10 protein-coding genes are annotated in these 26,055 nt (G+C 71.8%); 4 read left to right on the forward strand and 6 right to left on the reverse strand.

Annotated elements, in window-relative coordinates; genetic code table 11:
- Window positions 1-103 precede the first annotated feature (103 nt).
- Together ACQEV2_RS04010 and ACQEV2_RS04015 are read left to right on the forward strand one after the other, a co-directional pair.
- A complete protein-coding gene (locus ACQEV2_RS04010) occupies window positions 104-883 on the forward strand; it encodes a DeoR/GlpR family DNA-binding transcription regulator (RefSeq protein ID WP_433036558.1) in 780 nt (259 codons plus the stop codon).
- 225 nt (window positions 884-1,108) lie between these two features.
- On the forward strand, window positions 1,109-2,944 hold the full coding sequence (locus ACQEV2_RS04015; protein WP_433036560.1) for a glycoside hydrolase family 15 protein: 1,836 nt from the start codon (window positions 1,109-1,111) through the stop codon (window positions 2,942-2,944).
- Window positions 2,945-3,140: 196 nt separating this feature from the next.
- On the opposite strand, the gene ACQEV2_RS04020 is transcribed toward ACQEV2_RS04015, so the two are convergent.
- The gene (locus ACQEV2_RS04020; protein WP_433036562.1) at window positions 3,141-4,466 is read right to left on the reverse strand and encodes a lysine N(6)-hydroxylase/L-ornithine N(5)-oxygenase family protein; all 1,326 of its coding nucleotides are present in this window, start codon (window positions 4,464-4,466) and stop codon (window positions 3,141-3,143) included.
- A gap of 84 nt (window positions 4,467-4,550) precedes the next feature.
- Between ACQEV2_RS04020 and ACQEV2_RS04025 the strand changes: the two genes are divergently transcribed.
- Together ACQEV2_RS04025 and ACQEV2_RS04030 are read left to right on the forward strand one after the other, a co-directional pair.
- Window positions 4,551-5,504 (forward strand): methionyl-tRNA formyltransferase, encoded by a 954-nt coding sequence (locus ACQEV2_RS04025; protein WP_433036564.1) that lies wholly within the window; start codon window positions 4,551-4,553, stop codon window positions 5,502-5,504.
- A gap of 126 nt (window positions 5,505-5,630) precedes the next feature.
- The gene (locus ACQEV2_RS04030; RefSeq protein ID WP_433036566.1) at window positions 5,631-6,647 is read left to right on the forward strand and encodes an iron-siderophore ABC transporter substrate-binding protein; all 1,017 of its coding nucleotides are present in this window, start codon (window positions 5,631-5,633) and stop codon (window positions 6,645-6,647) included.
- A gap of 71 nt (window positions 6,648-6,718) precedes the next feature.
- On the opposite strand, the gene ACQEV2_RS04035 is transcribed toward ACQEV2_RS04030, so the two are convergent.
- Genes ACQEV2_RS04035 through ACQEV2_RS04055 form a run of 5 tightly spaced genes read right to left on the reverse strand, consistent with a single transcriptional unit; the run spans window position 6,719 to window position 26,054 of the window.
- On the reverse strand, window positions 6,719-10,195 hold the full coding sequence (locus tag ACQEV2_RS04035; protein ID WP_433036568.1) for an amino acid adenylation domain-containing protein: 3,477 nt from the start codon (window positions 10,193-10,195) through the stop codon (window positions 6,719-6,721).
- Window positions 10,196-10,223: 28 nt separating this feature from the next.
- On the reverse strand, window positions 10,224-18,104 hold the full coding sequence (locus tag ACQEV2_RS04040) for an amino acid adenylation domain-containing protein (RefSeq protein ID WP_433036570.1): 7,881 nt from the start codon (window positions 18,102-18,104) through the stop codon (window positions 10,224-10,226).
- Window positions 18,101-22,669 (reverse strand): amino acid adenylation domain-containing protein, encoded by a 4,569-nt coding sequence (locus tag ACQEV2_RS04045; RefSeq protein WP_433036572.1) that lies wholly within the window; start codon window positions 22,667-22,669, stop codon window positions 18,101-18,103. The genes ACQEV2_RS04040 and ACQEV2_RS04045 overlap by 4 nt, the downstream gene beginning before the upstream one ends.
- The gene (locus ACQEV2_RS04050; protein WP_433036574.1) at window positions 22,666-25,836 is read right to left on the reverse strand and encodes an amino acid adenylation domain-containing protein; all 3,171 of its coding nucleotides are present in this window, start codon (window positions 25,834-25,836) and stop codon (window positions 22,666-22,668) included. Before ACQEV2_RS04050 ends, ACQEV2_RS04045 begins: the two co-directional genes overlap by 4 nt.
- Window positions 25,836-26,054: an MbtH family protein gene (locus ACQEV2_RS04055; protein ID WP_433036576.1), complete on the reverse strand. Its 219-nt coding sequence runs from the start codon at window positions 26,052-26,054 to the stop codon at window positions 25,836-25,838. Before ACQEV2_RS04055 ends, ACQEV2_RS04050 begins: the two co-directional genes overlap by 1 nt.
- Window position 26,055 lies beyond the last annotated feature (1 nt).

The following is a 26,055-nucleotide window of genomic DNA, read 5'->3' on the forward strand; positions in this document are numbered from 1 at the left end:
TCTGATTGTTCCTGCAAGATATCGCTCACTTTCGAGCAATATCAAGCATTCCGCCAGGAACGGCGTGCGCTAAGGTCGCCGGAGATCGAGGAATGGAGGGCGGATGTCGCGCGATGCCCGCTGGAAGGCGCTGCTGGAGCTGCTCGTCGAGCGGGGCCGGCTGGACGTCGAGCAGGCGGCCGCCGAGCTGGAGGTCTCGGCCGCCACGATCCGGCGCGACTTCGACCAGCTCGCCGAGCAGCAGATGCTCGTCCGCACGCGGGGCGGCGCGGTCGTGCACGGGGTGTCGTACGAACTGCCGCTGCGCTACAAGACGGCCCGGCACGCCTCCGAGAAGCAGCGCATCGCCAAGGCGGTGGCCGACCTCATCGCGCCCGGCGAGGCGGTCGGGCTGACCGGCGGTACGACGACCACCGAGGTGGCGCGTGCCCTGGCCGTACGCAGCGACCTGACGTCCGGCTCACCCGCGCTCACCGTCGTCACGAACGCGCTCAACATCGCCAATGAGCTGGCCGTACGGCCCCAGTTCAAGATCGTGGTGACCGGCGGGGTCGCGCGCCCGCAGTCGTACGAGCTCATCGGACCGCTCGCGGACGCGGTGCTGGCCCAGATCACGATCGACGTGGCGGTGCTCGGCGTCGTCGCCTTCGACGTCACCCACGGCGCCGCCGCGCACGACGAGGCGGAGGCGGCGATCAACCGGCTGCTGTGCGAGCGGGCCGAGCGGGTGGTCGTGGCCGCGGACTCCAGCAAGCTGGGCCGGCGGGCGTTCGCCCGGATCTGTGCGGCCGACGCGGTGGACACCCTGGTCACGGACACGGCGGTCGACCGGGAGACGGTGCGGCGCTTCGAGGAGGCGGGTCTGCAGGTCATCGCGGTCTGACCGGCGGTCCCCGGCCTGGGTTCGCCCCCACCGACCTCGGCCGAGCCCTGATCCGCGCCAGCCCTGACCCCGGCCGAGCCCTGTTCTCGACCCAGCCCTGGTCCCGACCCCGGACATGACCCCGGCCCAGCCGTGATCCCGGCCCGGGGCAGCAATCCCGGGACTCGCCCGGCCGATTCGACCTAGGCTGGGTGCGAGGCGCATGGCGGGCCCAGGGAGGCTGCGATGAGCACGACACCGATCGACCACGGCGGACCGGCGGCTTCGCGGTATCTGCCGATCGCCGAGCACGGGCTGATCGGCGACCTGCGCAGTGTGGCCCTGGTCGGCACGGACGGCACGATCGACTGGTACTGCTGCCCGGCGTTCGACGCGCCGAGCGTCTTCGCGGCGATCCTGGACGCGGAGCGGGGCGGATGCTTCGAGCTGGCGGCCGCGGTGCCGGCGAAGACCAAGCAGTTCTACTTCCCCGACACGAACGTCCTGATCACACGGTTCTTCACCGACGACGGAGTCGGCGAGGTGCAGGACTTCATGCCAGTCGACGGCGACTCGGTCGAGGCGGAACGCCACCGGCTGATCCGGCGCGTGGTGTGCGTCCGCGGGTCCATCCCGTTCCGGACGCGGGTGGCGCCGCGCTTCGACTACGGCGCCGAGCCGCACACCGTCCGGATGGTCGGTGACGTCGCGGTCTTCGAGTCGGAGAAGCTGTCGCTCGGGCTGACCGCGACCGTGCCGCTGGAGGTCGACGGCCCGGACACCTGCGCCGAGTTCAAGCTCTCCCAGGGCGAGTCGGCGGTGTTCGCGCTGGACCAGGTCGGCGGCGAGGTGACCCCGCGCCGGTGTGCGCGGATCGAGGCCGAGGAGCAGTTCAACAGCACGGTGGCGTACTGGCGGCGCTGGCTGTCGGCCTCCAAGTACCGGGGCCGCTGGCGGGAGATGGTGCACCGCTCCGCCCTCACCCTGAAGCTGCTCACCTACGCGCCCACCGGCGCCATCGTGGCCGCACCCACGACGAGTCTGCCCGAGCAGCTCGGCGGCGAGCGCAACTGGGACTACCGGTACGTATGGGTGCGCGACGCCGCCTTCTGCGTGTACGCGCTGCTGCGACTGGGATTCACGGGCGAGGCCAGGCAGTTCATGGAATTCGTGACCCGGCACATCAGTCCGGGCGACGGCGGCCACACCGGCCCGCTGCAGATCATGTACGGCATCGACGGCCGCACCGACCTGCCCGAGCGCACACTCGACCACCTGGAGGGGCACCACGGATCGGCACCCGTACGCGTGGGCAACGCTGCCGCCGACCAGCTCCAGCTCGACATCTACGGCGCGCTGATCGACTCCATCTACCTCTACGACAAGTGGGCGGAGCCGATCTCCAGCGACCAGTGGGACGACGTGTGCGGGCTGGTGGACTGGGTATGCGAGAACTGGGACCAGCCCGACGAGGGCATCTGGGAGACCCGCGGCGGCCGCAAGAACTTCCTGTACTCGCGGCTGATGTGCTGGGTGGCGATCGAGCGGGCCATCCGCATGGCCAACCGGCGCGGTCTACCCGCCGATCTGCCGCGCTGGCGGGAGTGCCGGGACACCATCTACCGGCGGATCATGAAGCGCGGCTGGTCCGAGCGGCGTCAGGCCTTCGTCCAGCACGAGGACGGCGACGTGCTCGACGCGGCCGTGCTGATGATGCCGCTGTCGAAGTTCATCGCCCCGACCGACCCCAAGTGGCTGTCCACGCTGGACGCCCTCACCCAGGAGCTGGTGTCCGACTCTCTGGTCTACCGCTACGACCCGACGGCCAGCCCCGACGGGCTGCGCGGCGACGAGGGCACGTTCTCGATCTGCTCGTTCTGGTACGTCGAGGCCATGGTCCGGGCCGGCCGGATCGACGAGGCACGGCTCGCCTTCGAGAAGATGCTGACGTACGCCAACCATCTGGGCCTGTACGCCGAGGAGATCAGCCACACCGGCGAGCAACAGGGCAACTTCCCGCAGGCGTTCACCCATCTCGCCCTGATCAGTGCGGCCTTCAATCTGGACCGCGCCTTGGGATGAGGCGCGTTCACAGGATCGACGAGCGAGACGGTCCAACCCAGGCGCGGCTGACCGAACTGGGCGCGGTTTCCTACGGAACTGGAGCTATGAGTTCGCGCTGCATGGTGGCGGCACCCTTCGGGGCGGTGGCGTCCACGGATCGGGTGGTGGCGGTGGTCGACCCCGCCGTGCCCGCGGCGCAGGTGGTCTGACCGGCTCAGACGGACGCCGTACGGCGAGCCAGCAGGGAGCGGTGGATCTCCCCGGCGCGGATGGCCGTGGTCGACAGCAGGGTCGAGGTGAGTCCGTGGGTGTGCTCGGTGCCGCCCTGCAGATAGATCCCCGCGGCCACGTCGGGCGCGGTCGCCACGCGATGGTCTCGGGAGACACGGATCGCGTCCCCGTCGTCCCGCAGGCACACCTTCGCCGCCTCGCCGAGCAGGGCGGTGAGGTCGCGGGGTTGGTAGCCGGTGGCGTGCACGAGCACGTCGGCCTGAAGGACGTGCTGTTCCCCGGTCGGCAGGAACTCCACCGAGACGTCGAGCGGGCCGTCGCCGCGCTGCCGGACGTCGCGGATGCGGGAGACGTTGAGGAAGCGCAGCCTCTCCCGCCCCATGACCTTCTCCTGGTACGCGGTGGCGTACAGGGACTCGATCAACTCCATGTCGACGACGGAGTAGTTGGTGGAGCGGTGGTAGTCGAAGAGGGACTGTTTCACCTCGGAGGGGGCGGTGAAGTACACGTCGACCGCCTCGGGGTCGAAGATGCGGTTGGCGAACGGGCTGTCGTCGGCCGGGGTGTAGCCGTACTTGGCGAACACCGCGCAGACCTCGGCCTCCGGGAAGGAGCGGTGCAGGAAGTCGACGGTCTCGGCGGCGCTCTGCCCCGCGCCGAGGACGACGGCGCGGCGCACCGGTTGGCCGGAGGCGGCGAGTTCGGCCACGCGGGGAAGTAACTGGCTGTTGTGCCAGACCCGTTCGGAGAGTTCCATGCCGGGCGGCACATGCGGTTCCAGGCCGACCGCCACGCTGATGTCGCGGGCGCGGTGGGTGACATGACGGCCGGGCCGCTCCGGGTCACGGCAGACCACGTCGAAATGCGTCACCGTGCCGGTGTCGTCGCGCACGGGGTCGACGGCGGTCACCGTATGGTCGTACGCCACCAGGTGCCGCACCCGGTCGGCGGCCCACTCGAAGTACTCGTGGAACTCGACGCGGAGCGGGAAGAGCGTCTTCTGGTTCAGGAAGTCGATCAGCCGGCCGCGCTCGCGCAGGAAACACAGGAAGCTGAAGTCGCTGGCCGGATTGCGCAGCGTCACAAGGTCCTTGAGGAACGACACCTGCATGGTGGCGTCGTCGATGAGCATGCCCCGGTGCCAGCCGAAACGCTGCTGGCGCTCCAGGAAAAGGGCGTTGGTCCGACGGTCGGCCGGAAGGTCCGCGTTGTGTTCGTCAATCGCTATGGCCAGGGCGAGATTCGACGGCCCGAAGCCGATTCCGAGGACGTCGTAGGTGGTGTCCGATCCCGTGAGCGGTGACTTCACCGTGGCATCGCCTCCCTCAGGCAGCCACATGTTAGATAAGGTTAGCCTTACCTTGCAATGGAGCCTGCCGAAGGGGAGAACCGCATGCGCGTCGCCATGTTCGGCTACCAGACCTGGGGGCACCGCACGCTCCAGGCCCTGCTGGACTCCGGCCATGAGGTCGTCCTCGTGGTCACTCACCCCAAGAGCGACCACGCCTACGAGAAGATCTGGGACGACTCCGTCGCCGAACTGGCCGAGAAGAACGACATTCCCGTACTCCTGCGCACCCGCCCCGACGACCCCGAACTCCTCGCCGCGGTACGGGATGCCCGCCCCGACATCCTCGTCGCCAACAACTGGCGCACCTGGCTGCCGCCCGAGCTCTTCGACCTGCCCCCGCACGGCACGCTCAACATCCACGACTCGCTGCTGCCCGCCTACGCCGGCTTCTCTCCCCTCATCTGGGCACTCATCAACGGAGAGGAGCGCGTCGGCGTGACCGCGCACCGCATGAACGCCGAGCTGGACGCGGGCGACATCCTGGTGCAGCGCTCGGTCGTGGTCGGACCGACCGACACGGCGACGGACCTGTTCCACCGCACGGTCGACCTCATCGCCCCCATCGTGCGCGAGTCGCTCGACCTCATCGCCTCCGGCAAGGACGCCACCCACTGGCTGCCACAGGACCGCAGCCGGGCGAGCTTCTTCCACAAGCGGTCGCTCGAGGACAGCCGGATCGACTGGACCTGGCCCGCGGAGCGCCTGGAGCGTCTCGTACGCGCACAGTCGGACCCGTACCCCAACGCCTACACGTTCCATCGCGGGCAGCGGATCAGGATCGTGTCGGCCGCCGTCTCCGAGGGCCACTACGGCGGCGCTCCGGGCCGCATCTTCATCCGCGAGGGCGACGGCGTCGTGATCGTGGCCGGGGCGGACGCCCACACGGGCCGCCACCCGGGGCTGCTCGTCGAGCGGCTGCGCACCGACGACGGCACGGAGTACGCGGCGACCGACTACTTCCGCACGATGGGCGGCTACCTGACGGCGCGTCCATGAACTGACGCTCCGTCAATCGCTTGGAAAAACGGGGCACTTGACCGAAAATCATTGCTAAGGCAAGCCTTACCTTGCTTTACTGGCGGCCGCACCACTCCTGCCTGTCACCGGCGACAAGGGACGCACATGACGAGAAAGCTCCTCACCACCCTTCTCACCGTCACCCTGGCCGCCGGGTTGGCAGCCTGCGGTTCCGTCAAGGACGACTCGAACACCTCCTCGGACGCCTCCGGCGACGCGAAGGCGGGCTCCTCGTCCGCCTTCCCGGTGTCCATCAAGCACAAGTTCGGCACCACGAAGATCACCAAGGCACCCGAGCGGATCGTGGTCATCGGCAATGGCGGTACCGACGACATCGACGCGCTGTACGCCCTGGATGTCACGCCGGTCGCCATCTCCAAGGACGCCCTCAGCAAGGACGGCGTCTACCCGTGGCTGAAGGACGAGATCGACACCGGGAAGACGGAGCTCCTCGACACGCTGACCTCCGTCGACTACGAGAAGGTGGCGTCCCTCCAGCCCGATCTGATCCTCGCCACCTCCGACTTCACCCTGGACAAGGACTACAAGAAGCTCGCCGCGGTGGCGCCGACCATCGGCTACGAGACGGCCTGGGGTCAGCAGACCTGGCAGGAGCACGTACAGGTGGTCGCCAAGGCCGTCGGCAAGGAGGAGCAGGGCGCGCAGGTCATCGAGGAGACCGAGGACAGCATCTCCGCGGTGAAGGCGAAGCATCCGAAGCTTCAGGGCAAGACCTACAGCCTGTCCATCGGCAACACCCCGGCGAAGATCTTCACCATCGCGTCCGAGGAGGACTTCGCCGCCAAGCTGATGAGCCAGGTCGGGATGGGCCTGACCCCTTCGGTGAAGAACATCAAGACGGTCAACGGCAGCCCGACCGGTGAGCTGTCCTTCGAGCAGCTCGACAAGCTCGACGCCGATCTGGTCGTCATCGCGTTCACCACGCCGGACCTGAAGAAGGCATTCGAGGCCAGTGACCTGGTGAAGAACATGTTCGCGGTGAAGGACGACCGGTACGTCGTGACCGATGTCGCGACCATCAGCCAGCTGCGCAGCCCCTCCGTGCTGGGCATCCCGTGGGCGCTGAACAACCTGGAGCCCGGGTTCAAGAAGCTCGACTGACCGGCCCGAGGGGGAGACGAAGGAGGGGCGGGGTTGCCTGCGGGCGCCCCGCCCCTCCTTCTCGTGGGTCCTCAGGTGTCGTTCAGCGCGGAGTCGACCTCTTCCGCCGACATGTCCTCGATCTCCAGGTGGATCGCGGCGATCTGTTCGAGACGGCCGGGCGTCTCCTCCTCCGCCGAAAGCCGCTTGGTCATGCCGCCCACCGTCAGGGTCGCGAAGAGGGAGCGCACGGACACCTCCGAGGTGTCCAGGGCCTCGCGCAGCCGGCCGACGATCACGGTGGCGAGCACCGAGTCGCCGCCGAGGGCGAAGAAGCCGTCGTCGAGGCCGACGCGTTCCACGCCGAGGACGTCCTGCCAGACCCGGGCCACGAGCGTCTCCAGGGCGGTGCCGGGCGCCCGGTGCTGCTGCTCCGCCTCCGCCGCCTGCCACAGCTCCTGTACGGCTCGGCGGTCGAGCTTGCCGTTGGAGGTGAGCGGCAGCTCCTCGGCCACGGCGATCCGGGCCGGGACCATGTGCGGCGGCAGCACGGATCGCGCCCACTCCCGCAGCTCGTCCTCGGCCGTCCCCGCGTCGGCGGCCACCGCGGCCGCGAGCTGGACGCCCTGGGTCAGCCCGGCGACGGCACGCCGTACGGCAGGGTGTCCGGCGAGCGCGGCCTCCACCTCGCCGAGTTCGATCCGGAAGCCGCGCACCTTGACCTGGTGGTCCCGGCGGCCGAGGAACTCCAGGGTGCCGTCGGGCCAGTACCGCGCGAGGTCGCCGGTGCGGTACCAGCGCACTCCGTCGGCCTCGGTGAACTTCTCGGCCGTACGCGAAGGGTCGGCCCGGTAGCCGAGCGCCACCCCGTCCCCGCCGATCCACAGCTCCCCCGGCACCCAGTCGGGGCAGTCCCGTCCATGGGCGTCGACGACCCGGCAGCGGACGTTGCGCAGCGGGGTCCCGTACGGCACGGACCGCCAGTACGTGGGGACTTGAGCGCCCGTCACTTCACACACGGTGGAGTGGATCGCGGTCTCCGTCGTCCCGCCCAGTCCGGTGAACCGGCATCCCGGTGCCCGCTCGGCTAGGCGCCCCGGCAGGTCGGTGCCCACCCAGTCGCCGCCGAGCAACACCGCCCGCAGGCCCGCGAGTTCACCGGGCGCGGTGGCGAGGAGGAGCATGTCGAGCAGCGGGGGCACACAGTTGAGGAGCGTCACCCGGTGCGTGCGCACGAGGTCCGCCCACTGGCTCGCCTCGCGCCGGTCGTTCTCGTCCACCAGCACGAGGGCGCCGCCCGCGCTCAGCAGCCCGAAGATGTCGTAGACGGAGAGGTCGAAGTCCAGGGCGGACAGGGCGAGGCAGCGGTCCGAAGTGCCGACGCCGAAACGGTCGTTGAGGTCGTCGATCGTGTTCATGGCTGCCCGGTGGGGCACGTCTACGCCCTTGGGCTCGCCGGTGGAGCCGGAGGTGAACAGCACATAGGCGGGCTGCTCCTCGTCCACGGCCACCGGCCCGGACAGGGGCGCCCCCGCCACCGCCTCGGCGATCGGCAGGGCGTCGAGACCCTCGCCCGGCCGTCCGTCGGTCAGCGTGACACGGAACCCCGCGGTGGCGCGGATCCGGTCGCGGCGGGCGGGCGGCTGCTCGACGCCGATCGGCACGTACGCGGCGCCCGCGGCCAGCACGCCCAGGACGGCGGTGATCTGGTCGGGCCCCTTGGGCAGGCTGACCGCGACCGTGTCGCCGGGGCGCACGCCGCGCTCCACCAAGGAGCCTGCGGTACTCAGTGCGCGGTCGGCCAACTCGCCGTAGGACAGGGTGCCTTCGGTGCCCCACAGCAGGGCGGGGGCATCCGGCTGCTCGGCGGCGCGCTCGAAGAAGCCCTGGTACAGCAGCCGGTGGCTGCGCGGGCCCTCGGTGGCGTTGACCTTGGCACGGATGGCCGACTGCTCGGCGGGCAGCAGGGCCGGCACCGGCCGCTCCCAGACCGTGTCGTCGGTGCCGAGCCGGGTGACGAGCCCGTGGAAGGCGGCGAACATGGCGTCGATCATGCCGGGCGGGAAGGCGTCCTCACGGACGTCCCAGTTGACCAGCAGCCCCCCGTCGACCTCGGTCACCTGGGCGTCGAGGAGCACCTGCGGTCCCTGCGAGATGATCCAGACGGGGGTGCCGAAGGACTGCCGTACACCGGAGTCGAAGAGCTCTCCGAGATTGAGGGCGCTGGTGAACACCACGGGAGCCAGGACCTGTTCGCCGCCCAGTCGGGACAAGTCACGCAGGACCTCGACGCCGGAGTAGTCGACGTGGGCCGCGTCGGTGTGCATACGGTCCTGCAGGCGCCGCGCGTGCTCGGTGAACGAACCCGGCTCGGCCAGGTCGACGTCGAGCAGCACCGAACTGGTGAAGTCGCCGACGAGAAGGTCGGTGTCGGGGTGGGAGCCCCTGCGGTCGAACATCGGCACGTTCAGCAGGAACCGCGGCTGCCCGCTCCAGGCGGCCAGGACTTCCGAGAAAGCGGTCGCCACCGCCATCGCCGGAGTCAGTCCGTGCTGGTGGGCGCGGGCGGTCAGCCGGCGCTTCTCCTCCGGCGGCAGCCAGTGGTGGCGGCGGGTGACCCGGGTCGGGTCGGTGCGCTCCGCCTCGGGTACGACCGGGAGTTCGGGGGCGCTGGGCAGCTCGGGGATCCGCCGCTGCCACCACCGCTGTGCCTGCTCCCGGCTGAGCCGCCGTACGTCCGCGCGCTCCGCGAGGTACTCCGGGTAGCTGGTGCGGATCGCCGGGAGTGGTGTGCCGGGGTTCTGGTAGAGCTGGGCGAGGTCGGAGAGGAGCACCCGGTAGCTGAGCGCGTCGGCGGCGAGCATGTCGACGTCGACGTGCAGCCGGCTCGAGCCGTCCGGCAGCAGCGAGAGCTGCACGGAGAACACCTCGCCGGACGCGATGTCCAGGCGGGCGTGCGAGGCGGAGTGCCGGACGTCCTCCAGTGCGGCCGCCGCCGTGCGCGCGTCCAGTGTCCGCAGGTCGTTGACGACCGTCGCCGGGTGGGTGAGGTCGGGCAGGATCTGCTGGCGGCCGTCGTCGGTGAAGCGGGCGCGCAGCATGCCGTGGCGGGCCGCGAGGGCGCGTACGGCCGCATCGAGCCGCTCGGCGTCGACGCCGGGGCCGTCGAACTCGACGTAGAGGTGGGCCGCGACCGAACCGAGCGTGGTCTCGTCGCCGCGGCCGATCCAGTAGGCGTGCTGCATCACGGCCAGCGGGAAGGGGTCGCGGGGTTCGGGGGCGGGGGTGGCCGGTTCGGGCCGGCCGGGAGGCACCTCGGCAGGCTGTGCAGTAGCCGGTATGTGCGCCTCCAGCAGCACCCGCCAGGCGCGCAGGGTCGGCTGCTTGGCGAGCTCGGCGAAGCTGACGCGAACGCCCTGCTTGCGCCAGCCGCCCGCGATCTTCATCAGGGTGATCGAGTCCAGGCCCCAGGCGATGAGGCTGTCGTCCTCGCTCGGCGCTGCCTCCGAGCCGAATGTGTCGGTGACCGAACGGAGCAGCTCGTCCGCGGTCGGGTGGTGCTGCGTCACCGGTTCCTCCGAAGTCGTCCGTGGTGGCTCAGAAGTCGTCGAAGTCGTTCTCGAAGTCGTCGATGTCCTCCTGGGTCAGTTCGACCAGGGGCAGGTCCGACGGAGTGAGGCCGCCTGCCGGGGAGTCCTCGGCGTGCCGGGCCAGACCGTGCAGGGCGCGCTCCCAGAGTCCGAGCAGCTCGCCGGCTTCGGCCCCGGTCAGGAACGCGTCCGGCCAGGACGCCGAGACATGCAGCTGGACACCGGCCCCCTCCTCGACGGCCACGGCGTTGATCTCCAGCCCGCAGGCCGGGGGGCGCCCCCTGTCGGGCGGCACTCGCAGCATCGGGGCCTCGGGGGCCAGGGCCCAGGGCTCGTCCGCCGCATCCGACGCGGTGAAACGGCCGAGGTAGTTGAAGAGGATCTGCGGCTGCGGCAGTTTCTCCAGGGCGGGCGCGGTGTCGGGGTTGAGGTGGCGCAGGAGGCCGTAGCCGAGGCCGTGGTCCGGTACGGCGCGCAGCTGCTCCTTGATCCGCTTGAGCGCGGTGCCCGCGGCGGGACCCCCGGACAGCGCCGCGTCGAGGTCGAGCGGGCCGGGGTCGATGCGGACCGGGTGGATCGTGGTGAACCAGCCCACGCTGGCCGACAGATCGACGCCGCCCCCGGCGATGTCCTCCTCACGGCCGTGCCCCTCCACGCCGACGAGCAGCGAGCGGCCGGTCCGGTCGCCGCGCCGCTCCCGCCAGGCCGCCGCGGCGAGCGCGAGGGCGGTGAGCAGGACGTCGGGGACGGCGGCGTGATAGGCGGTGGGCACGGATGTCAGGAGGGGTGCCGTGACGCCGTCCGGGAGGACGAGGGTGTGTTCGCGCACGCTCCCCGCGGTGCCGAGGTCGCGCTCCAGGAAGGGACGTGTGCCGTCCAACTCCACGGTCCAACGGGCGAGTTCCCGCACCCGCTCGGGCTTGCGCGCCTCCTCGGCCAGCAGCCTGCTCCAGGTACGGAAGGAGGTTCCGGAGCGTGGGAGGGCTCGTCCCGACCGCCATGCCTCTGCCAGGTCGGATGTGATGATCCGCCAGGACACGCCGTCGACGACCAGGTGATGGGCCACAAGGAGCAACCGGCCGGAGTCGGTGAACCAGACGGCCTGGAGCATACGCCCGGCCGCCGGGTCGAGCCGGGCCACGGCGGCGGCCAGCTGATCGTCGAGCGCGTCCTCCCGCACCTGGGTCAGCAGATCGCTCGCACGCACCGCTCCCTCGGCGGGGACCACCAACGTGTCCGTCAGCCGGGCCCGGAGCATGTCGTGGCGGTCCAGCACCGCTTGGAGTACGTCGACGGCGGCGCCGTAGGTGAGATCCGGCGGGGTCACGAGCAGGACCGCCTGGGCGAGGCCGCCGTAGGAGCCGTCGGGGCCCGCCGTCGCCCGCATGATCGGGGTCAGCTCCACCTCACCGAGGGGTTCGTCGGTGATCTCGGCCCCGATGCGCTCCACGGATTGACCGGCCGCCGCGGCCAGGCCGGCCGGGGTCGGCGTCTGGAAGACGTGCCGGGGGCTGAGGGCGATCCCGGCCTTGCGGGCCAGGGTGACCAGTCGGATGGAGACGATGCTGTCGCCGCCCAGCTCGAAGAAGTTGTCGTCGACGTCGACGCGGCCCAGCCCGAGGACGGAGGCGAACAACTCGCAGAGCCGCCGCTCGCGTTCGTTCGCGGGCGCCCGTGTCGGCGCTGCGGAGGTCGTGGTCTCGGGCGCGGGCAGGGAGCCGCGGTCGACCTTGCCGGAGGGCAGCAGCGGGAAGGCGTCGAGGGCGGTGAGGGTGCGCGGGACCATGTGGTCGGGCAGCCGCTCCCGGAGCCAGCCGTGCAGGTCGTCCGGGTCGTCCAGGGCGTCGGCGGCCAGGTAGTACCCGGCGAGCTGCTTGACGCCCGGGGCGTCCTCCCGGAGCACCACCACGCCGCGCCGGACGCCCGGATGCTGTTCGAGGATCGCCTCGATCTCCTCCAGCTCGATGCGCATGCCGCGGATCTTCACCTGGTTGTCGGCCCGGCCGAGGAACTCCAGGGTGCCGTCGCGCTGCCACCGCACCAGGTCGCCGGTGCGGTAGAGCCGTTCGCCGGGCGGGCCGAACGGGTCGGCCACCCAGTGGTCGGCGGTGCGGCGGGGGTCGTTCACATAGCCGCGGCCGAGGTAGATGCCGCCGGCGTAGAGCTCGCCCGGCACTCCGACGGGGACGGGCTGCAGCCGGTCGTCGAGGACGTGGAGCCGGGTGTTGGTGTTGGGCCGCCCGATGGAGACGGCACTGCGGATCGCGCCGGTGCGGTAGACGACGTGGCTGACGCCGATGGTGGCCTCGGCCGGCCCGTACCCGTGGTACATCACCGCGGGGCTCGCGGCGCGGAAGCGGGCGAACAGCTCGGGGGTGAGCACCTCGCCGCCGCACCAGACGTGCTTGAGGGAGCGGGCCCTGAGGGCGAAGCCGTCGAGTTCCAGGAGCAGGTCGAGCATCGAGGAGACGAGGTAGGTGAAGGTCACCCGGTGGCGTTCGACGGTGTCGAGCAGGTAGTCGACGTCGCGTTCGCCGCCGGGTTCGGCGATCACCAGGCGGCCGCCGTTCACCAGCGGCAGGAAGATCTCGTTGATGGAGATGTCGAAGCCGAGCGGCGCCTTGAACAGGGCCGCGTCCTCGGTGCCGAAGCCGAGCAGGCCGCGCTGCCACAGCAGCCGGTGGGCGATGGCCCGGTGCCGGATCATGGCGCCCTTGGGGACGCCGGTGGAGCCGGAGGTGTAGATGACGTAGGCGAGGCCTTCGGGATCGACGGGGACGGCCGGGTTGTCCGGCTCTTCGGATCCGTCCAGACGCACTTCCACGAACGGTGGTGCGTCGTCGTCCCCGAGGGCCCCTCCGTGTCCCGGCTTTCCCAGCACGGCCGTCGGCGCCGCGCTCCGGCACACGTCGGCGATCCGCCGCGCCGGCCACGACGGCTCCAGCGGGACGAAGGCCCCGCCCGCCTTCAGCACGGCGAGCAGTCCCACGACCATCTCCACCGAGCGTTCCAGATGGATGCCGACGCAGCGCTCGGGTCCGACGCCCAGCGAGGTCAGCTGCCGGGCGAGGCCGTTGGCGCGGGCGTTTAGTTCGGCGTAGGTCAGGCGCGTACCGCCCTCGATGCCGTACTCCACGGCGATGAGGTCAGGGGTCTTCGCCGCCTGCTCCTCGACCAGTGCGGTGAGGGTGGTGGCGGGCATGGGGTGCGCGGTGTCGTTCCACTCCCCCAGCATCAGGGACCGTTCACGCGGGGTGAGGACGTCGGCCAGGGCCACCGGCCGATCCGGCCGCCGGGCCAGCTCGCCGGCCAGCCGCACGAACCGCTCGACCATGTCCCGGGCGGATTCAGGGTCGTACAGGTCGCGGCTGTACACGAGCGACCCGGTGATCCCCGCGCCGTCGGCCCGTTCGAAGACGTGGAAGGCGAGGTCGGTCTTCGCCGTGTAGAAGTCGACGCGCAGCTCGCTGAGCGTCAGCCCGGCGAAGTCCCTTGTCCCGTCCGGGGCTTGCTGATGGGCCAGCATCACCTGGAACAGCGGATGCCGGCCCATCGAGCGGGCCGGGGCGAGCGCGTCCACGAGCCGCTCGAACGGCAGGTCCTGGTGGGCGTAGGCGTCCACGTCGGTCTCACGCACCCGGGCGAGCAGGGTACGGAACGTCGGGTCGCCGGAGACGTCGGTGCGCAGCACCACGGTGTTGACGAAGAGCCCCACGAGGTCGTCGAGGGCCGCGTCGCCCCGCCCGGCGACCGGGGTTCCGAGGGGGATGTCGTCCCCGGCGCCGAGACGGCCGAGGAGGACCGCGAGGGCGGCCTGGAGCGCCATGAAGACGGTGCCGCCGGCTTCCGCGGACAGGTCCCGCAGCATGCCGTGGACCTCCGCGTCGAGGGCGAAGTCGACCGCACCGGCCCGGTATCCGGCGACGGCCGGGCGGGGCCGGTCGACGGGCAACTGGAGTTCCTCCGGCATACCTTCCAACTGCCGCCGCCAATACGCCAGTTCGACCTCGGTCAACCCGCTCTCGTCGAGCAGCTGCCGCTGCCACAGCGTGTAGTCGGCGTAGTGCACGGCGAGCGGCGGCCATACGGGGCGGCCCCCTCCCGACCGGGCCGCGTAGGCCGTCTCCAGGTCCCGCAGCAGCGGCTCCGCCGACCAGCCGTCGGTGGCGATGTGATGGACGAGCAGGAGCAGCACGTGCTCGTCCAGGGCCATGGAGTACAGCGTGGCGCGCACGGGGATCTCGGCGTCCAGCGCGAAGGAGTACCCGGCGGCCTCACGCAGCAGCGCGTCGAGTTCCCCGGCCCGGGTCGGCGCCACCTCGAAGGGCACGGCCGCGTCGGGCAGGATCCGCTGGTAGGGGGTGCCGTCGTCGTCCGGGAAGACGGTGCGCAGCGCCTCGTGCCGGGCCACGACATCCTGGAGGGCGGCTCGCAGCGCACCGGTGTCGAGCCGGCCGGTGAGGCGTACGGCGGTGTGGATGTTGTACGTCGGACTCGGGCCCTCCAGCCGGTAGAGGAACCACAGCCTGGCCTGCGCGGAGGACAGCGGTACCCGGTCGGGGCGCCGGGCCGGCCGCAGCGCGGGGCGTCGCTCGGCGGCGGGTGCCTCCAGGAGCGGGGCGAGCGCGGCCACGGTCGGCGTGTCGAAGACGGCCCGCAGGGGGACCACCGCCCCGAGCTCGGCCCGGATGCGGGCGACCAGGCGCGTGGCCAGGACCGAGTGGCCGCCGAGGGCGAAGAACTCGTCGTGGATGCCGACGGAGGGCAGCCCGAGCAGGTCGGCGAACAGGGCGCACAGCGTCGCCTCCGCCTCGGTGCGGGGGGCGGTGGCGGTGGTGAGGTCGGCGAGGTCGGGGGCGGGCAGGGCGGCACGGTCGAGTTTGCCGTTGGGGGTCAGCGGCAGGCCGTCGAGGATGACGACGGCGGCGGGCAGCAGGTGGTCGGGGAGCGTCGCCTTGAGGTCCTGCCTGATCTGCAGCGGTTCCAGGGCGGTGCCGGGGTGGGGCACGGCGTACGCCACCAACCTCGGCTCGGCCGACTTTTCATGACGTACCGTCACCGCGGCCTGGGACACTCCGGGCAGGGCGGCCACGGCGGCCTCGGTCTCGCCCGGCTCGACACGGAAGCCGCGGATCTTCACCTGGTCGTCGGACCGGCCGAGGAACTCCAGGGCGCCTTGCGCGGACCGGCGGACCAGGTCGCCGGTGCGGTACAGGCGGGCGCCGGGCGGGCCGTACGGGTCGGCGACGAAGCGGTCGGCGGTCAGGCCGGGACGGCGGTGGTAGCCACGGGCCAGCTGGGCGCCGCCCAGATAGAGCTCGCCGGGGACGCCCGGCGGTACCGGGCGCAGGGACGCGTCCAGCACGAGGGTGCGGGTGTTCCACACCGGGCGGCCGATCGGCACGGAACCGGCGGCGGACCTCGTCCCGTCGGCGCACGGCCAGGCGGTGACGTCCACGGCGGCCTCCGTCGGGCCGTACAGGTTGTGCAGCTCGGTTCCGGGCAACGACTGGGCGCAGCGCTCGGCGAGTTCGGAGGGCAGGGCCTCGCCGCTGCACACGATCCTGCGCAGGACGCCGCGTGCCTGCTCGGCGGCAGGGTCGTCGAGGAACACGCGCAGCATCGAGGGCACGAAGTGCGCGGTCGTGACGCGCCGGTCGCGGATCAGCTCGGCGAGATAGCCGGGGTCACGGTGGCCGCCGGGGCGGGCGAGCACGAGCTCGGCTCCGGTGATCAGCGGCCAGAAGAACTCCCAGACGGAGACGTCGAAGCCGGCGGGTGTCTTCTGCAACACGCGGTCCTCGGAGCTGAGTTCGTACGTCTGCTGCATCCACAGCAGCCGGTTGGCGATTCCTGCGTGCGGGACGACGGCCCCCTTGGGGCGGCCGGTGGAGCCCGAGGTGTAGATGACGTAGGCGGGGTGCTCGGGGCGGAGGGGCTGGAGCCGGTCGTCATCGGTGAGCTCGACGGAGTCGAAGGCTGCGGTCTCCGCCGCTGTGGTCTCCGCATCGAGCAGGAGCAGCCGTACTCCGGGCGGCAGGATGCGGGCCGTGTCCGTGGCGGTCAGCACCAGCGTCGGCGCGGCGTCCCCCACCATGAACGCCAGCCGCTCGGCCGGGTAGCCGGTGTCCAGCGGAACGTACGCGGCACCCGCCTTGAGCACCGCGAGCAGCGCCACCACCAGATCGGTTCCGCGGTCCAGGGCCACGCCGACCAGGCTCTCGGGCCCCACACCGTGGGAGATCAGCAGCCGGGCGAGGCGGTTGGCGCGGGAGTGCAGGGCGGCGTGGTCGAGGGCGGGCGAGCCGTCGTCGGCGAGGAGGGCGGGCGCGTCGGGGGTGCGTGCCGCCTGCTGGGCGAGGAGGTCGGTGAGGTGGGTGGCGGGGACGGGGTGGCCGGTGGCGTTCCACTCCTCCAGGACCTGGCGCTGCTCTGCCTCTGTCATCAACGGCAGCCGGGAGAGCGCGAGTTCGGGGTCGGTGAGGGCTGCGGTGAGGAGCGTCTCCAGGTGCCGGAGCAGGCGGTCGACGGTGTCCGGGGTGAAGAGGCCGCTGCGGTACGTGGCCTCGATCCGCAGGCGGCCGCCGGTGAGGAATGCCTCCAGGGAGAGGTCGAACTGGGTGGTGTCGTTGTGAACGGTCTCCCATGCGGCGGTCACTCCGGGGAGCTGCGGTCCTTCGAGTCCCTGGGTGAGGAAGAGGAGCATGACGTCGAAGTAGACGGAGCGGCCCGGCTGCCGTTCCGGCTTCAGTTGCTCCACCAGCTTGTCGAAGGGCATGTCCTGGTGGGCGTATCCGTCCGTGCACACCTGCTTGACGCGTTCGACGAGGTCGACGAATCCGGGGTCGCCGTCGAGGTCGGCGCGCAGGGCGAGGGTGTTGCCGAAGTTGCCGATCAGCTTCTCGAGGCCGGGGAGGTCGCGGTTCATCACGGCCGAGCCGATGGGGATGTCGGTGGCGCCCGTCGTGCGGTGCAGCAGGGCCGCCAGGCCGGCGAACAGCACCATGAAGGGCGTCGCTCCCGCGCCCCGGGCGAAGGCGGTGAGGCGGTCGGTGACGTCGGGGGCGAAGGTGTGGAAGCGGCGGTCGCCGTGCGCGGTGGGGCGGGCCGTGCGCGGGGCGTCGATGGGCAGGGCCAGGGGACGGGGTGCGGGGGCCAGGGTGGTGCGCCAGTGGTCGAGGTGCCCGGCCAGTCGCTCGTCGGTCCAGGTGGTGCGCTGCCAGAGCGCGAAGTCGCCGTATTGAAGGGGAAGTTGGTCGAGACCGGAGGGCTCGCCGGTGGCGGCCGCCCGGTAGAGGGCGCCCAGGTCGCGCGAGAGTGCGTTGAACGTGCCTCCGTCCCAGGCGATGTGATGAACCGTCAGGACGAGGGTGTGGTCCTCTTCCGAGCGCTGGATCAGCAGGGCGCGCAGGGGGTGGTCGGCCGCGAGGTCGAAGGGGGTGGCCGAGGCGGTGCGGGCCAGTTCCGTCGTTTTGCGGTCCCGCTCCTCCTCCGGCAGCCCGCGCAGGTCGGCCGAGGCGAACTCCAGCTCCGCGTCGGTGTCCACGATCTGCTCCGGGGTGCCGTCCTCGGCGGCGGGGTACCGGGTGCGCAGCACCTCGTGCCGGTCGAGCAGCCCCTGTAAGGCAGTGCGCAGGGCCCGCGGGTCGAGCGGGCCGCGCAGCCGGATGGCGAGGCAGACGTTGTAGGCGGGGCTGGCTGGGTCGAGCTGCTGAAGCAGCCACATCCGGGACTGGGCGTACGACAGCGGCAGCCGGGGCGTGTCCGCGGGCCGGCGTGGGATGCCTTCGGAGCGGGTCCCGGCGGCTGCCAGACCGGCGCTCTCCAGCCTGCGGCGCAGCAGTTCGCGCTTGCGTGCGGCGAGGTCGGCGGTCGGGGGCTGCGTCACTGGTCTCCGCCTTTCAGGAGCAGTTCGAGGGACGTGGTCCACAGCGCGGCCAGCCGTTGGATCTCCGTCTCCGTGAAAAGCCGTTCCGGCCACTGCCAGCACACCGAGAGTTCCGCTCCGGTGATCACCGCGTCGACGACGAGGGCGTAGGGGGCGGGCATCCCCGGGTCGGCGCCGCTTCCCATGGCACCGGTCTCGGGCGCGCTCGTGAACACGGCCGACTCGCGCCGCTCGCCGATCGCCATCCGGCCCAGGTAGTTGAACTGGATCTGCGGCTCGGGGAGTTCGACGAGCTGCCTGGCCGTCTCCGGGTTGAGGTGGCGCAGCAGGCCGTAGCCGATGCCCTTGTCGGGCACGGCGGCCAACTGGTCGCGGATGCGGCGTACGTGGTCCGTGGTGCCGGGATCCAGGCGGACCGGGAAGACGCTGGTGAACCAGCCGAGGGTGCTGGAGAGGTCGGCGCCGGGGAGGAGGTGCTCCTCCCGGCCGTGGCCCTCCAGGGCGATCAGCACCGAGCGGTCGGAGGTGTTTCGCCAGGACGGTACGGCGAGGGCCAGCGCGGTCAGCAGCACCTCCTGCACGGAGGCGGCGGTCAGGGGTGCGGTGATGTCCGGGCCGAGCGTGGTCCAGTGCCGGTGGATCGTCGCCCGGGTGTCCAGGGCGGGGTCCAGCGGCCCGGCGCCCAGGGGCGGTTCCGGTCGTTCCAGCGTCCCCTTCCAGAAGGCGAGTTCGGCCGATCGGGCCGGGGCGAGGTCCTGCAGCGTCTGCGCCCACTCTCGGAAGGACGTGCCTGGCGGTGGCAGCTCCCTGCCCTCCCAGGCCGCGGCCAGGTCGGCGACCAGCACGCCCCAGGATGCCGCGTCGGTCACCAGGTGGTGCAGCACGACCAGCAGCCGCCCCTCGCGACCGTCGCCGGCGTCGAACCACAGGAACCGCGCCACCGCCCCGGCCGCCGGGTCGAGCTCGGCCACCAGCTCGTCGAACGCCTCCGGCACCAGCGTGCCGATCGCCGTGTGGTCCAGCCGCTCGGCGTCGATCCGCCGTACGCAGTCGGCGGCCCGGGCCGAGCCGACGGGTCCCGCGTGGACACGCCAGGTCCCGTCCTGGGCCCTGGCGAAGGTGGAGCGCAGCAGGTCGTGCCGGTCCAGGACGGCCTGCACTGTGCGGTGGAGCCCGTCGAGGTCCATGTCCGCCGGGGTCCGCAGGAAGCGTGCCTGGCTGAAGCCGCGGAAGGGGCCGCCTTGCTCGGCGAGCCACGTCAGCATCGGGGTGAGCGGTATGTCGCCGGTTCCCGCGTGGGGGTCGGTAGCCCTGCGTTCGGCGGTGCGCGTGGCGTCCGCCCGTTCGGCGAGCTCCGCGATCGTGGGCCGCTCGAACACGTCCCGCGGCGAGATCGCGAGCCCTGCCGCCCGCGCCTGGCTGACCAGCCGCATGGACACGATGCTGTCGCCGCCGAGGGTGAAGAAGCTGTCGTGCACCCCGACCGTGTCCAGCCCGAGCACCGCGACGAACAGCGCGGCCAGCCGCTCCTCGACCGGGTTCCGGGGCGGCTGCGCGGCCGGACCCGCGGACCGGGACGGTGCCGGAAGGGCGGCGGTGTCCAGCTTGCCGTTGAGGGTGAGCGGGAAGCCGTCCACCGGGACGAACGCCGACGGCACCATGTAGTCGGGCAGTACGGCGGCCAGGGCCCGGCGCAGCAGCTCCGGGGTCTCCTCGGCCGGCGGCGCGGACAGGATGACGTACGCGACGAGGCGCCGTACGCCCGGGGTGTCCTCGCGGACGACGACCGCCGCCCGCTCGACCAGCTCGTGCTCCAGCAGCACCGCCTCGATCTCGCCGGGTTCGATCCGGTAGCCCCTGATCTTGACCTGGCCGTCGATCCGGCCCAGGCACTCCACCAGGCCGTCCTCGGTCCAGCGGGCGATGTCGCCCGTGCGGTACATGCGCGCGCCGGGGTCGCCGGAGAAGGGGTCGGCGACGAAGCGGGCCGCTGTGGCGGCGGGTTGGCCGAGGTAGCCCCGGGCCAGGCCGGCGCCCGCCACGTACAGCTCGCCCTCGACGCCGACGGGGACGGGGTTGAGGTGTCCGTCCAGGATGTACAGGGTGCCGCCCGCCACCGGCCGGCCGATCGCGGGCCGCTCGCTGAGGGCGAGGTCGCAGTCGGCCGAGTCGACGGTGCATTCGGTGGGGCCGTAGAGGTTGTGCGCGGACAGCCCGTCCGTCTCGCGCAGGGTGCGCCACAGGTCCGGCGGCACGGCCTCGCCGCCGACGCCCAGCACCTTCAAGTCCGCCTGCCAGTCGGCTCCTTGGGCGACGAGTTCGGCGAGCAGGGAGGGGGACAGTTCGATGAACTCGATGCCGTGGCGGGAGAGGAAGTCGCGCAGGGCGGTGGGGTCGCGGCGGACGTCCTCGGGGACCATGTGGAGCTCGTGTCCGGCGAACATCCACAGCATGGGTTGCCAGGACGCGTCGAAGGCGATGGGCCAGGCGTGGCCGATCCGCAACGGCCGTCCGCCGACTGCCGCGGCGGCGGGTTCGTGCAGGGCGGTGTTGTGGGCGGTGAAGAGGTTGACGATGGCTCGTTGGGGGACGACGACGGCCTTGGGGCGGCCGGTGGAGCCGGAGGTGTAGATGACGTAGGCGGGGTGGTCGGGGAGAAGAGGGTTCTGGCGGTCGACGTCGGTGAGGTTGGAGGTGTTCGTGTGCGAGAGGCGTTGACGAGTCTCGAAGGCGTCGAGGAAAAGGAATGCGCAGCGCTCGGGTGGCGATGCCGGATGGCGGCTGCGGGTTGACTGTGGCTGGTCGCGCCCAGGCGGCGGAGCCGCATATGTCACAGCCCCGCGCCCCTTGGAGCGCGTTGCAGTCGTCGTTGTGATGAGCGCTACCGGACGTGCCTCCTCCAACATGCCCGTGATGCGGTCCTCCGGCCACGTCGGATCCAGTGGCAGATAGGCCGCGCCCGCCTTCTGGATGGCCAGGAGCGCGATCATGATGTCCGGGGTCGGAGGCAGGGCGAAGGCGACGATCCCTTCCGGTCCCGCGCCCAACTCGACCAGGTGACGCGCCAGTCGGTTCACCGCGGCGTTCAACTCCGCGAACGTCAGACTCCGCCCCTCCCCCACCACCGCCACCGCGTCCGGCGTACGAGCCACCTGCGCCTCGAACACCTCCGGCATCGTGCGGTACGGCACCGGCAGCCGCTCCCCGACCCCGCCCGTCAGCAGAGCGGCCCGCTCCGGCGGCTCGAGGACGTCCAGCGCGGCCAAGGGGGTGTCGGGGTCGGCCGGCACGGCCTGCACCAGCCGCTCGAAGCGTCCGGCCAGCTTCTCCACGGCCGCACGGTCGTAGCAGTCGGGGCGGAACTCGAAGACGACTCCGAGTCGTTGCTCGGCGAGCACGGCCAGGGTCAGGGGGTAGTGGGTGGCGCCCGAGCCCTTTACGTCCACGATCCGCAGGCCGGCCGATGCCTCGGCCTCGGCCACCGCGGACTCGTCGATCGGGTAGTTCTCGAAGACGAGCAGGGTGTCGAAGAGGTCGCCCGCGCCGGAGAGGCGCTGGATCTCTGTGAGGCCCATGTGGTGATGGTCCATCAGGCGGGACTGCTCGTCCTGCACTCGGCGCAGGAAGGCGCCCGCACGCTCGCCCGGCGGTAAGGTCACCCGGACCGGCACCGTGTTGATGAACAGGCCGATCATGTACTCCACCCCGGCCAGTTCCGCGGGCCGCCCCGCCACGGTCGCCCCGAAGACCACGTCGTCCCGGCCCGTCAGCCGCGCCAGCAGCAGCGCCCACAGCCCCTGCACGACCGTGTTGACGGTGACGCCCCGGCTCCGGGCGAACTCCTGTACCCGGCCGGTCAGTTCCTCGGTCAGCCGCAGGGTGTGCAGCTCGGGCGGCACGGGGAGCAATCCGGCGGCTGTGGGCGCCAGTACCGTCGGCGTCGCCCCGGCCAGCGCCGTGCGCCAGGCGTCGGCGGAGGCTTCGCGGTCGCGGGAGGCGAGCCAGGCCAGGAAGTCTCGGTACGGCCGTACGGCGGGCAGCGGGGCCGTGGTGCCGGGGGCGAGCTGGGCGGCGTACAGCTGGAGCAGTTCGCGGAGCAGGAGGGGGATGGACCAGCCGTCCAGGAGGAGGTGGTGGTTGGTGAGGATCAGCAGCCAGCGTTCGGCGGCACGGCGTACGAGGGTCAGACGCAGCAGTGGCGGGTCGGTGAGGTCGAAGCGGGCGGTGGCGTCCTCGGCGACCAGCCGGGCCACCTCGCCCTCCCCCGTGACCGCAGCCTCGGCCCAGTTCACAGGCACCTGCTTGAGCACCACCTGCACCGGTTCGTCGAGGTCCTCGTGCAGGAAGGCGCTGCGCAGGTTGGCATGCCGGGCGAAGAGCTCCTCCGCGGCGGTGCGCAGCAGGGCGGGCCGCAGGGGGCCGTCGATCTCCACCAGGGACTGCATGGTGTAGACGTCCTGGGCGCCCTCGTCGAACAGGGCGTGGAACAGCAGGCCCTGCTGCAGCGGGGAGAGCGGCAGAACGTCCTCGACCAGGGAACCGTCGTCCCCGGGTGCCTTGCTCATCGAGTCCTCCACCTCGCCTTGACGTTGTCGAGCTGCGACTGGCTGAGGGACACCAGCGGAGCGCCGGTCGCTGTGAACTCCTCGGGCGCGGGGCCGGTTTCGTCGGGCAGGGCCCGGGCGAGGCCGGCCGGGGTGCGGTGGGTGAAGACGTCCCGCGGGGACAGGGCGAGTCCGGCCCTGCGGGACCGGTCGGCCAGTCGGACCGAGACGATGCTGTCGCCGCCGCGTTCGAAGAAGTCGTCGTGGACGCCGACCCGTTCCAGCCCGAGGACCTCGGCGAACAGCCCGCACAGCACCTTCTCCGGTTCGGTGCGCGGCGGTTCGAAGGTGCCGGTGTCGGTGAAGTCGGGGGCGGGCAGGGCGCGTCGGTCGAGCTTGCCGCTGGGAGTGAACGGCAGCTCCTTCAGGACCACCACCGCCGACGGGACGAGATGACCGGGGAGCCGTTCGGCGAGCGCACGGCGCAGGGCGAGGGGATTGAGGCGGGCACCCGGGGCTGCCACGGCGTACGCGACCAGGCGCCGCGACACCGTCCCGTCCTCCCGCGCCACGACCGCGGCCCGCCCCACCCCCGGCAGCGCACGGACCACCGCCTCGATCTCCCCCGGCTCGACGCGGAAGCCCCTGATCTTGACCTGGTCGTCGGCCCGGCCGAGGAACTCCACCGTGCCGTCGGACCGGAGCCTCGCCAGGTCGCCGGTGCGGTAGAGGCGGCTGCCGGGCGGGCCGAAGGGGTCGGCGACGAACCGTTCGGCGGTGCGGCCCGGTTGGTTGAGGTAGCCGCGGGCCAGTCCGGCCCCGGCCAGGTACAACTCGCCGACCGCGCCGACGGGGGACGGTCGCAGGAACGGGTCGAGGACGTGGACGCGCGTGTTCGCGATCGGCTGCCCGAGCGGTACCGGGCCCTCGCCGCCGTCGTGGACGTGGATCAGGCTGTCGCCGGCCGCCTCGGAACAGCCGTACAGGTTGACCAGGCGTGCCTGTGGCCAGCGCCGGGTGATCGTCTCGGCCAGTTCGCCGGGGAGGGGTTCGCCGCTGGAGATCCAGGTGCGCACGGAGGAGAAGGCGTCCGGCGGGGCGGATTCGACGAGGGTGGCGTAGAGGCTGGGGACGGCGGTGAGGAGGGTGGCCCGGTGGCGGTCGGCCAGCGCGGCGAGCGCGGTCGGGTCGGCGGTCGCCTCGTCGTCGGCGAGCGCCACCGCCTCGCCTGCGACGAGGGCACCGAGCAGTTCGGTGAGGCCGTCGATGAAGCTCAGTGGACTCTTGGAGGCGCGGACGCCGGGTTGCCCGGACCCCAGTTCGCGGCCCCAGTCGAGGCGGTTGGCCAGGCCCCGCTGGGTGCCGACCACGCCCTTGGGGCGGCCGGTGGAGCCGGAGGTGAAGGTGACGTACGCGGGGTGTTCGGCCGACAGCGGCGGTCGGTCCCGTACGGCGGCCTCCGCGTCCGGCGGGCAAACCAACTGCTGCTCAACGTCGAGTTGTTGGGCTGTCGGCGCATCGCAGATCACGAGGCGGGGCTCTGCGTCGGCGAGCATCAGCGCGATACGGTCCGGCGGGTATCCGGGGTCGATCGGCATGCAGGCGGCTCCGGCCTTCAGCACCGCGAGGAGGGCGGTGACCAGGGCGGGGCTGCGGGGCAGGGCCACGGCGACCACGGACTCGGGGGCGGCACCGCGGGCGTTCAAGGCGGCGGCCAACCGGTCGGCGCGGGCGTCGAGTTCGGCGAAGGACAGGGTGGTGTCGCCGTGCAGGACGGCGGGGGCGTCGGGGGTGCGGGTCGCCTGGTCCTCGAAGAGGGCGCGGACCGTGGGATGCGGGAGGGGGCGGGCGGTGTTAGGGGTGGGGTGCTCGTCGGTGGCGAGCAGGGCGACGGGGCGGGTGGGTTCGTCGATGAACTCGCCGATCAGGCGCTTGAGTTGGGCGGCGACAGCGGTCACCGCGGCATGGTCCAGGGCACGGGGCTGGTGGCTGAGGGTCAGGGTCAGCCGGGTGCCGGGCAGGGCGGTGACGGTCAGCGGGTAATGCGTGGCGTCGCGCACGGAGACCGCGGTCATGCGGGGGCCGTCGGGTCCGAGGGCGCCCGTGATGCCGTCGTCGTCGATGGGGTAGCTCTCGAAGACCAGCAGGGTGTCGAAGAGAACGGTGTGTCCGGTGGCCCGCTGGATGTCGGCGAGGCCCAGGTGCTGGTGCCCGAGGAGGGCGGACTGCTCGGACTGGAGCCGCGCGACCAGGTCTGCGAGGGGTTCCTCGGGCCGCAACCGCACTCGTACGGGCAGGGTGTTGATGAAGAGGCCGACCATTGTCTCGATGCCGGGAACGTCGGCGTCGCGGCCTGAGACGGTGGCGCCGAGGACGACGTCCGTGCGGCCGGTCAGCCTGCCGAGCAGGACGGACCACAAGCCCTGGAGTACTGCGCTGACGGTGACGCCGTGGGCGCGTGCGGCGGCGGTCAGTGCCGAGGTCTGTTCCTCGGTGAGCTCCACCACCAGCCGCTCGGGCTGCTCGACGGGCCGGTTGCGGGCCTCGGGCGCGATGAGTGACGGTTCGTCGAGCCCGTGCAGGGCGGCCTTCCACGCCTGCTTTGCGGCCTCGCGGTCCTGGCGGGAGAGCCAGGCCAGGTAGTCGCGGTAGGGCCGTACGGCAGGCAGGGCCGCGCGGTCGCCGCCCGCGGTGTAGAGCTGGAACAGCTCGCGCACCAGGACGGGGGCGGACCAGCCGTCCCAGAGCAGGTGGTGCGAGGAGATCAGCAGCCGGTGGTGCCGCTCCCCGAAGGTCACGAGGCGGAACCTCACGAGCGGCGGGCGGGCCAGGTCGAACCGCTCGTCGCGGTCCTCCTCCAGCAGCCGGTCGAAGGCCTGCTCGCGCTCGTGCGGCGCCATCGGGCTGAGGTCCGTGACCTGCCAGGGGATTCGGACCGCGCTTCTCACCACCTGGACCGGGCGCCCCGACCGCGAGGTCCGGAAAGCGGCCCGCAGGTTGGCGTGCCGGGTGAGCAGCGCCGTGACGGCCAGACTCATCCGCAGGTCGTCCACCGGACCGTCGAGCCGGATGACCAACTGGCCGGTGTAGATGTCCCGTGCGCCCTCGTCGTACAGCGCATGGAAGACCATCCCCTCCTGCATCGGCGACAGGGGGAGGACGTCCTCCACGGCCGGGCGGCCCGCCATCAGCCCTCGGCCCCGCGCATGGCCTCGGCCAGGCTGCGCGGGCGCATGTCCGTCCAGTGCCGCTCGACGTACTCCAGGCAGGCGGCCCGGCCGTCGGGGCCGTGCACGGAGGACCAGCCGTCGGGTACGGGCGCGAAGTCCGGCCACAGGGAGTACTGGCCCTCGTCGTTGACCAGGACGCGGAAGACGCCGTTGTCGTCGTCGAAGGGGTTGGCCATG

The sequence above is a fragment of the Streptomyces sp. CA-251387 genome (assembly GCF_050936625.1).
Lineage (GTDB): Bacteria > Actinomycetota > Actinomycetes > Streptomycetales > Streptomycetaceae > Streptomyces.

Bases quoted from the DNA above. Each gene is read 5' to 3' on its own strand.
- ACQEV2_RS04010 (WP_433036558.1), top strand. From the start codon at position 104: ATGTCGCGCGATGCCCGCTGGAAGGCGCTGCTGGAGCTGCTCGTCGAG.
- ACQEV2_RS04015 (WP_433036560.1), top strand. From the start codon at position 1,109: ATGAGCACGACACCGATCGACCACGGCGGACCGGCGGCTTCGCGGTAT.
- ACQEV2_RS04025 (WP_433036564.1), top strand. From the start codon at position 4,551: ATGCGCGTCGCCATGTTCGGCTACCAGACCTGGGGGCACCGCACGCTC.
- ACQEV2_RS04030 (WP_433036566.1), top strand. From the start codon at position 5,631: ATGACGAGAAAGCTCCTCACCACCCTTCTCACCGTCACCCTGGCCGCC.
- ACQEV2_RS04045 (WP_433036572.1), bottom strand. From the start codon at position 22,669: ATGAGCAAGGCACCCGGGGACGACGGTTCCCTGGTCGAGGACGTTCTG.
- ACQEV2_RS04050 (WP_433036574.1), bottom strand. From the start codon at position 25,836: ATGGCGGGCCGCCCGGCCGTGGAGGACGTCCTCCCCCTGTCGCCGATG.
- ACQEV2_RS04055 (WP_433036576.1), bottom strand. From the start codon at position 26,054: ATGGCCAACCCCTTCGACGACGACAACGGCGTCTTCCGCGTCCTGGTC.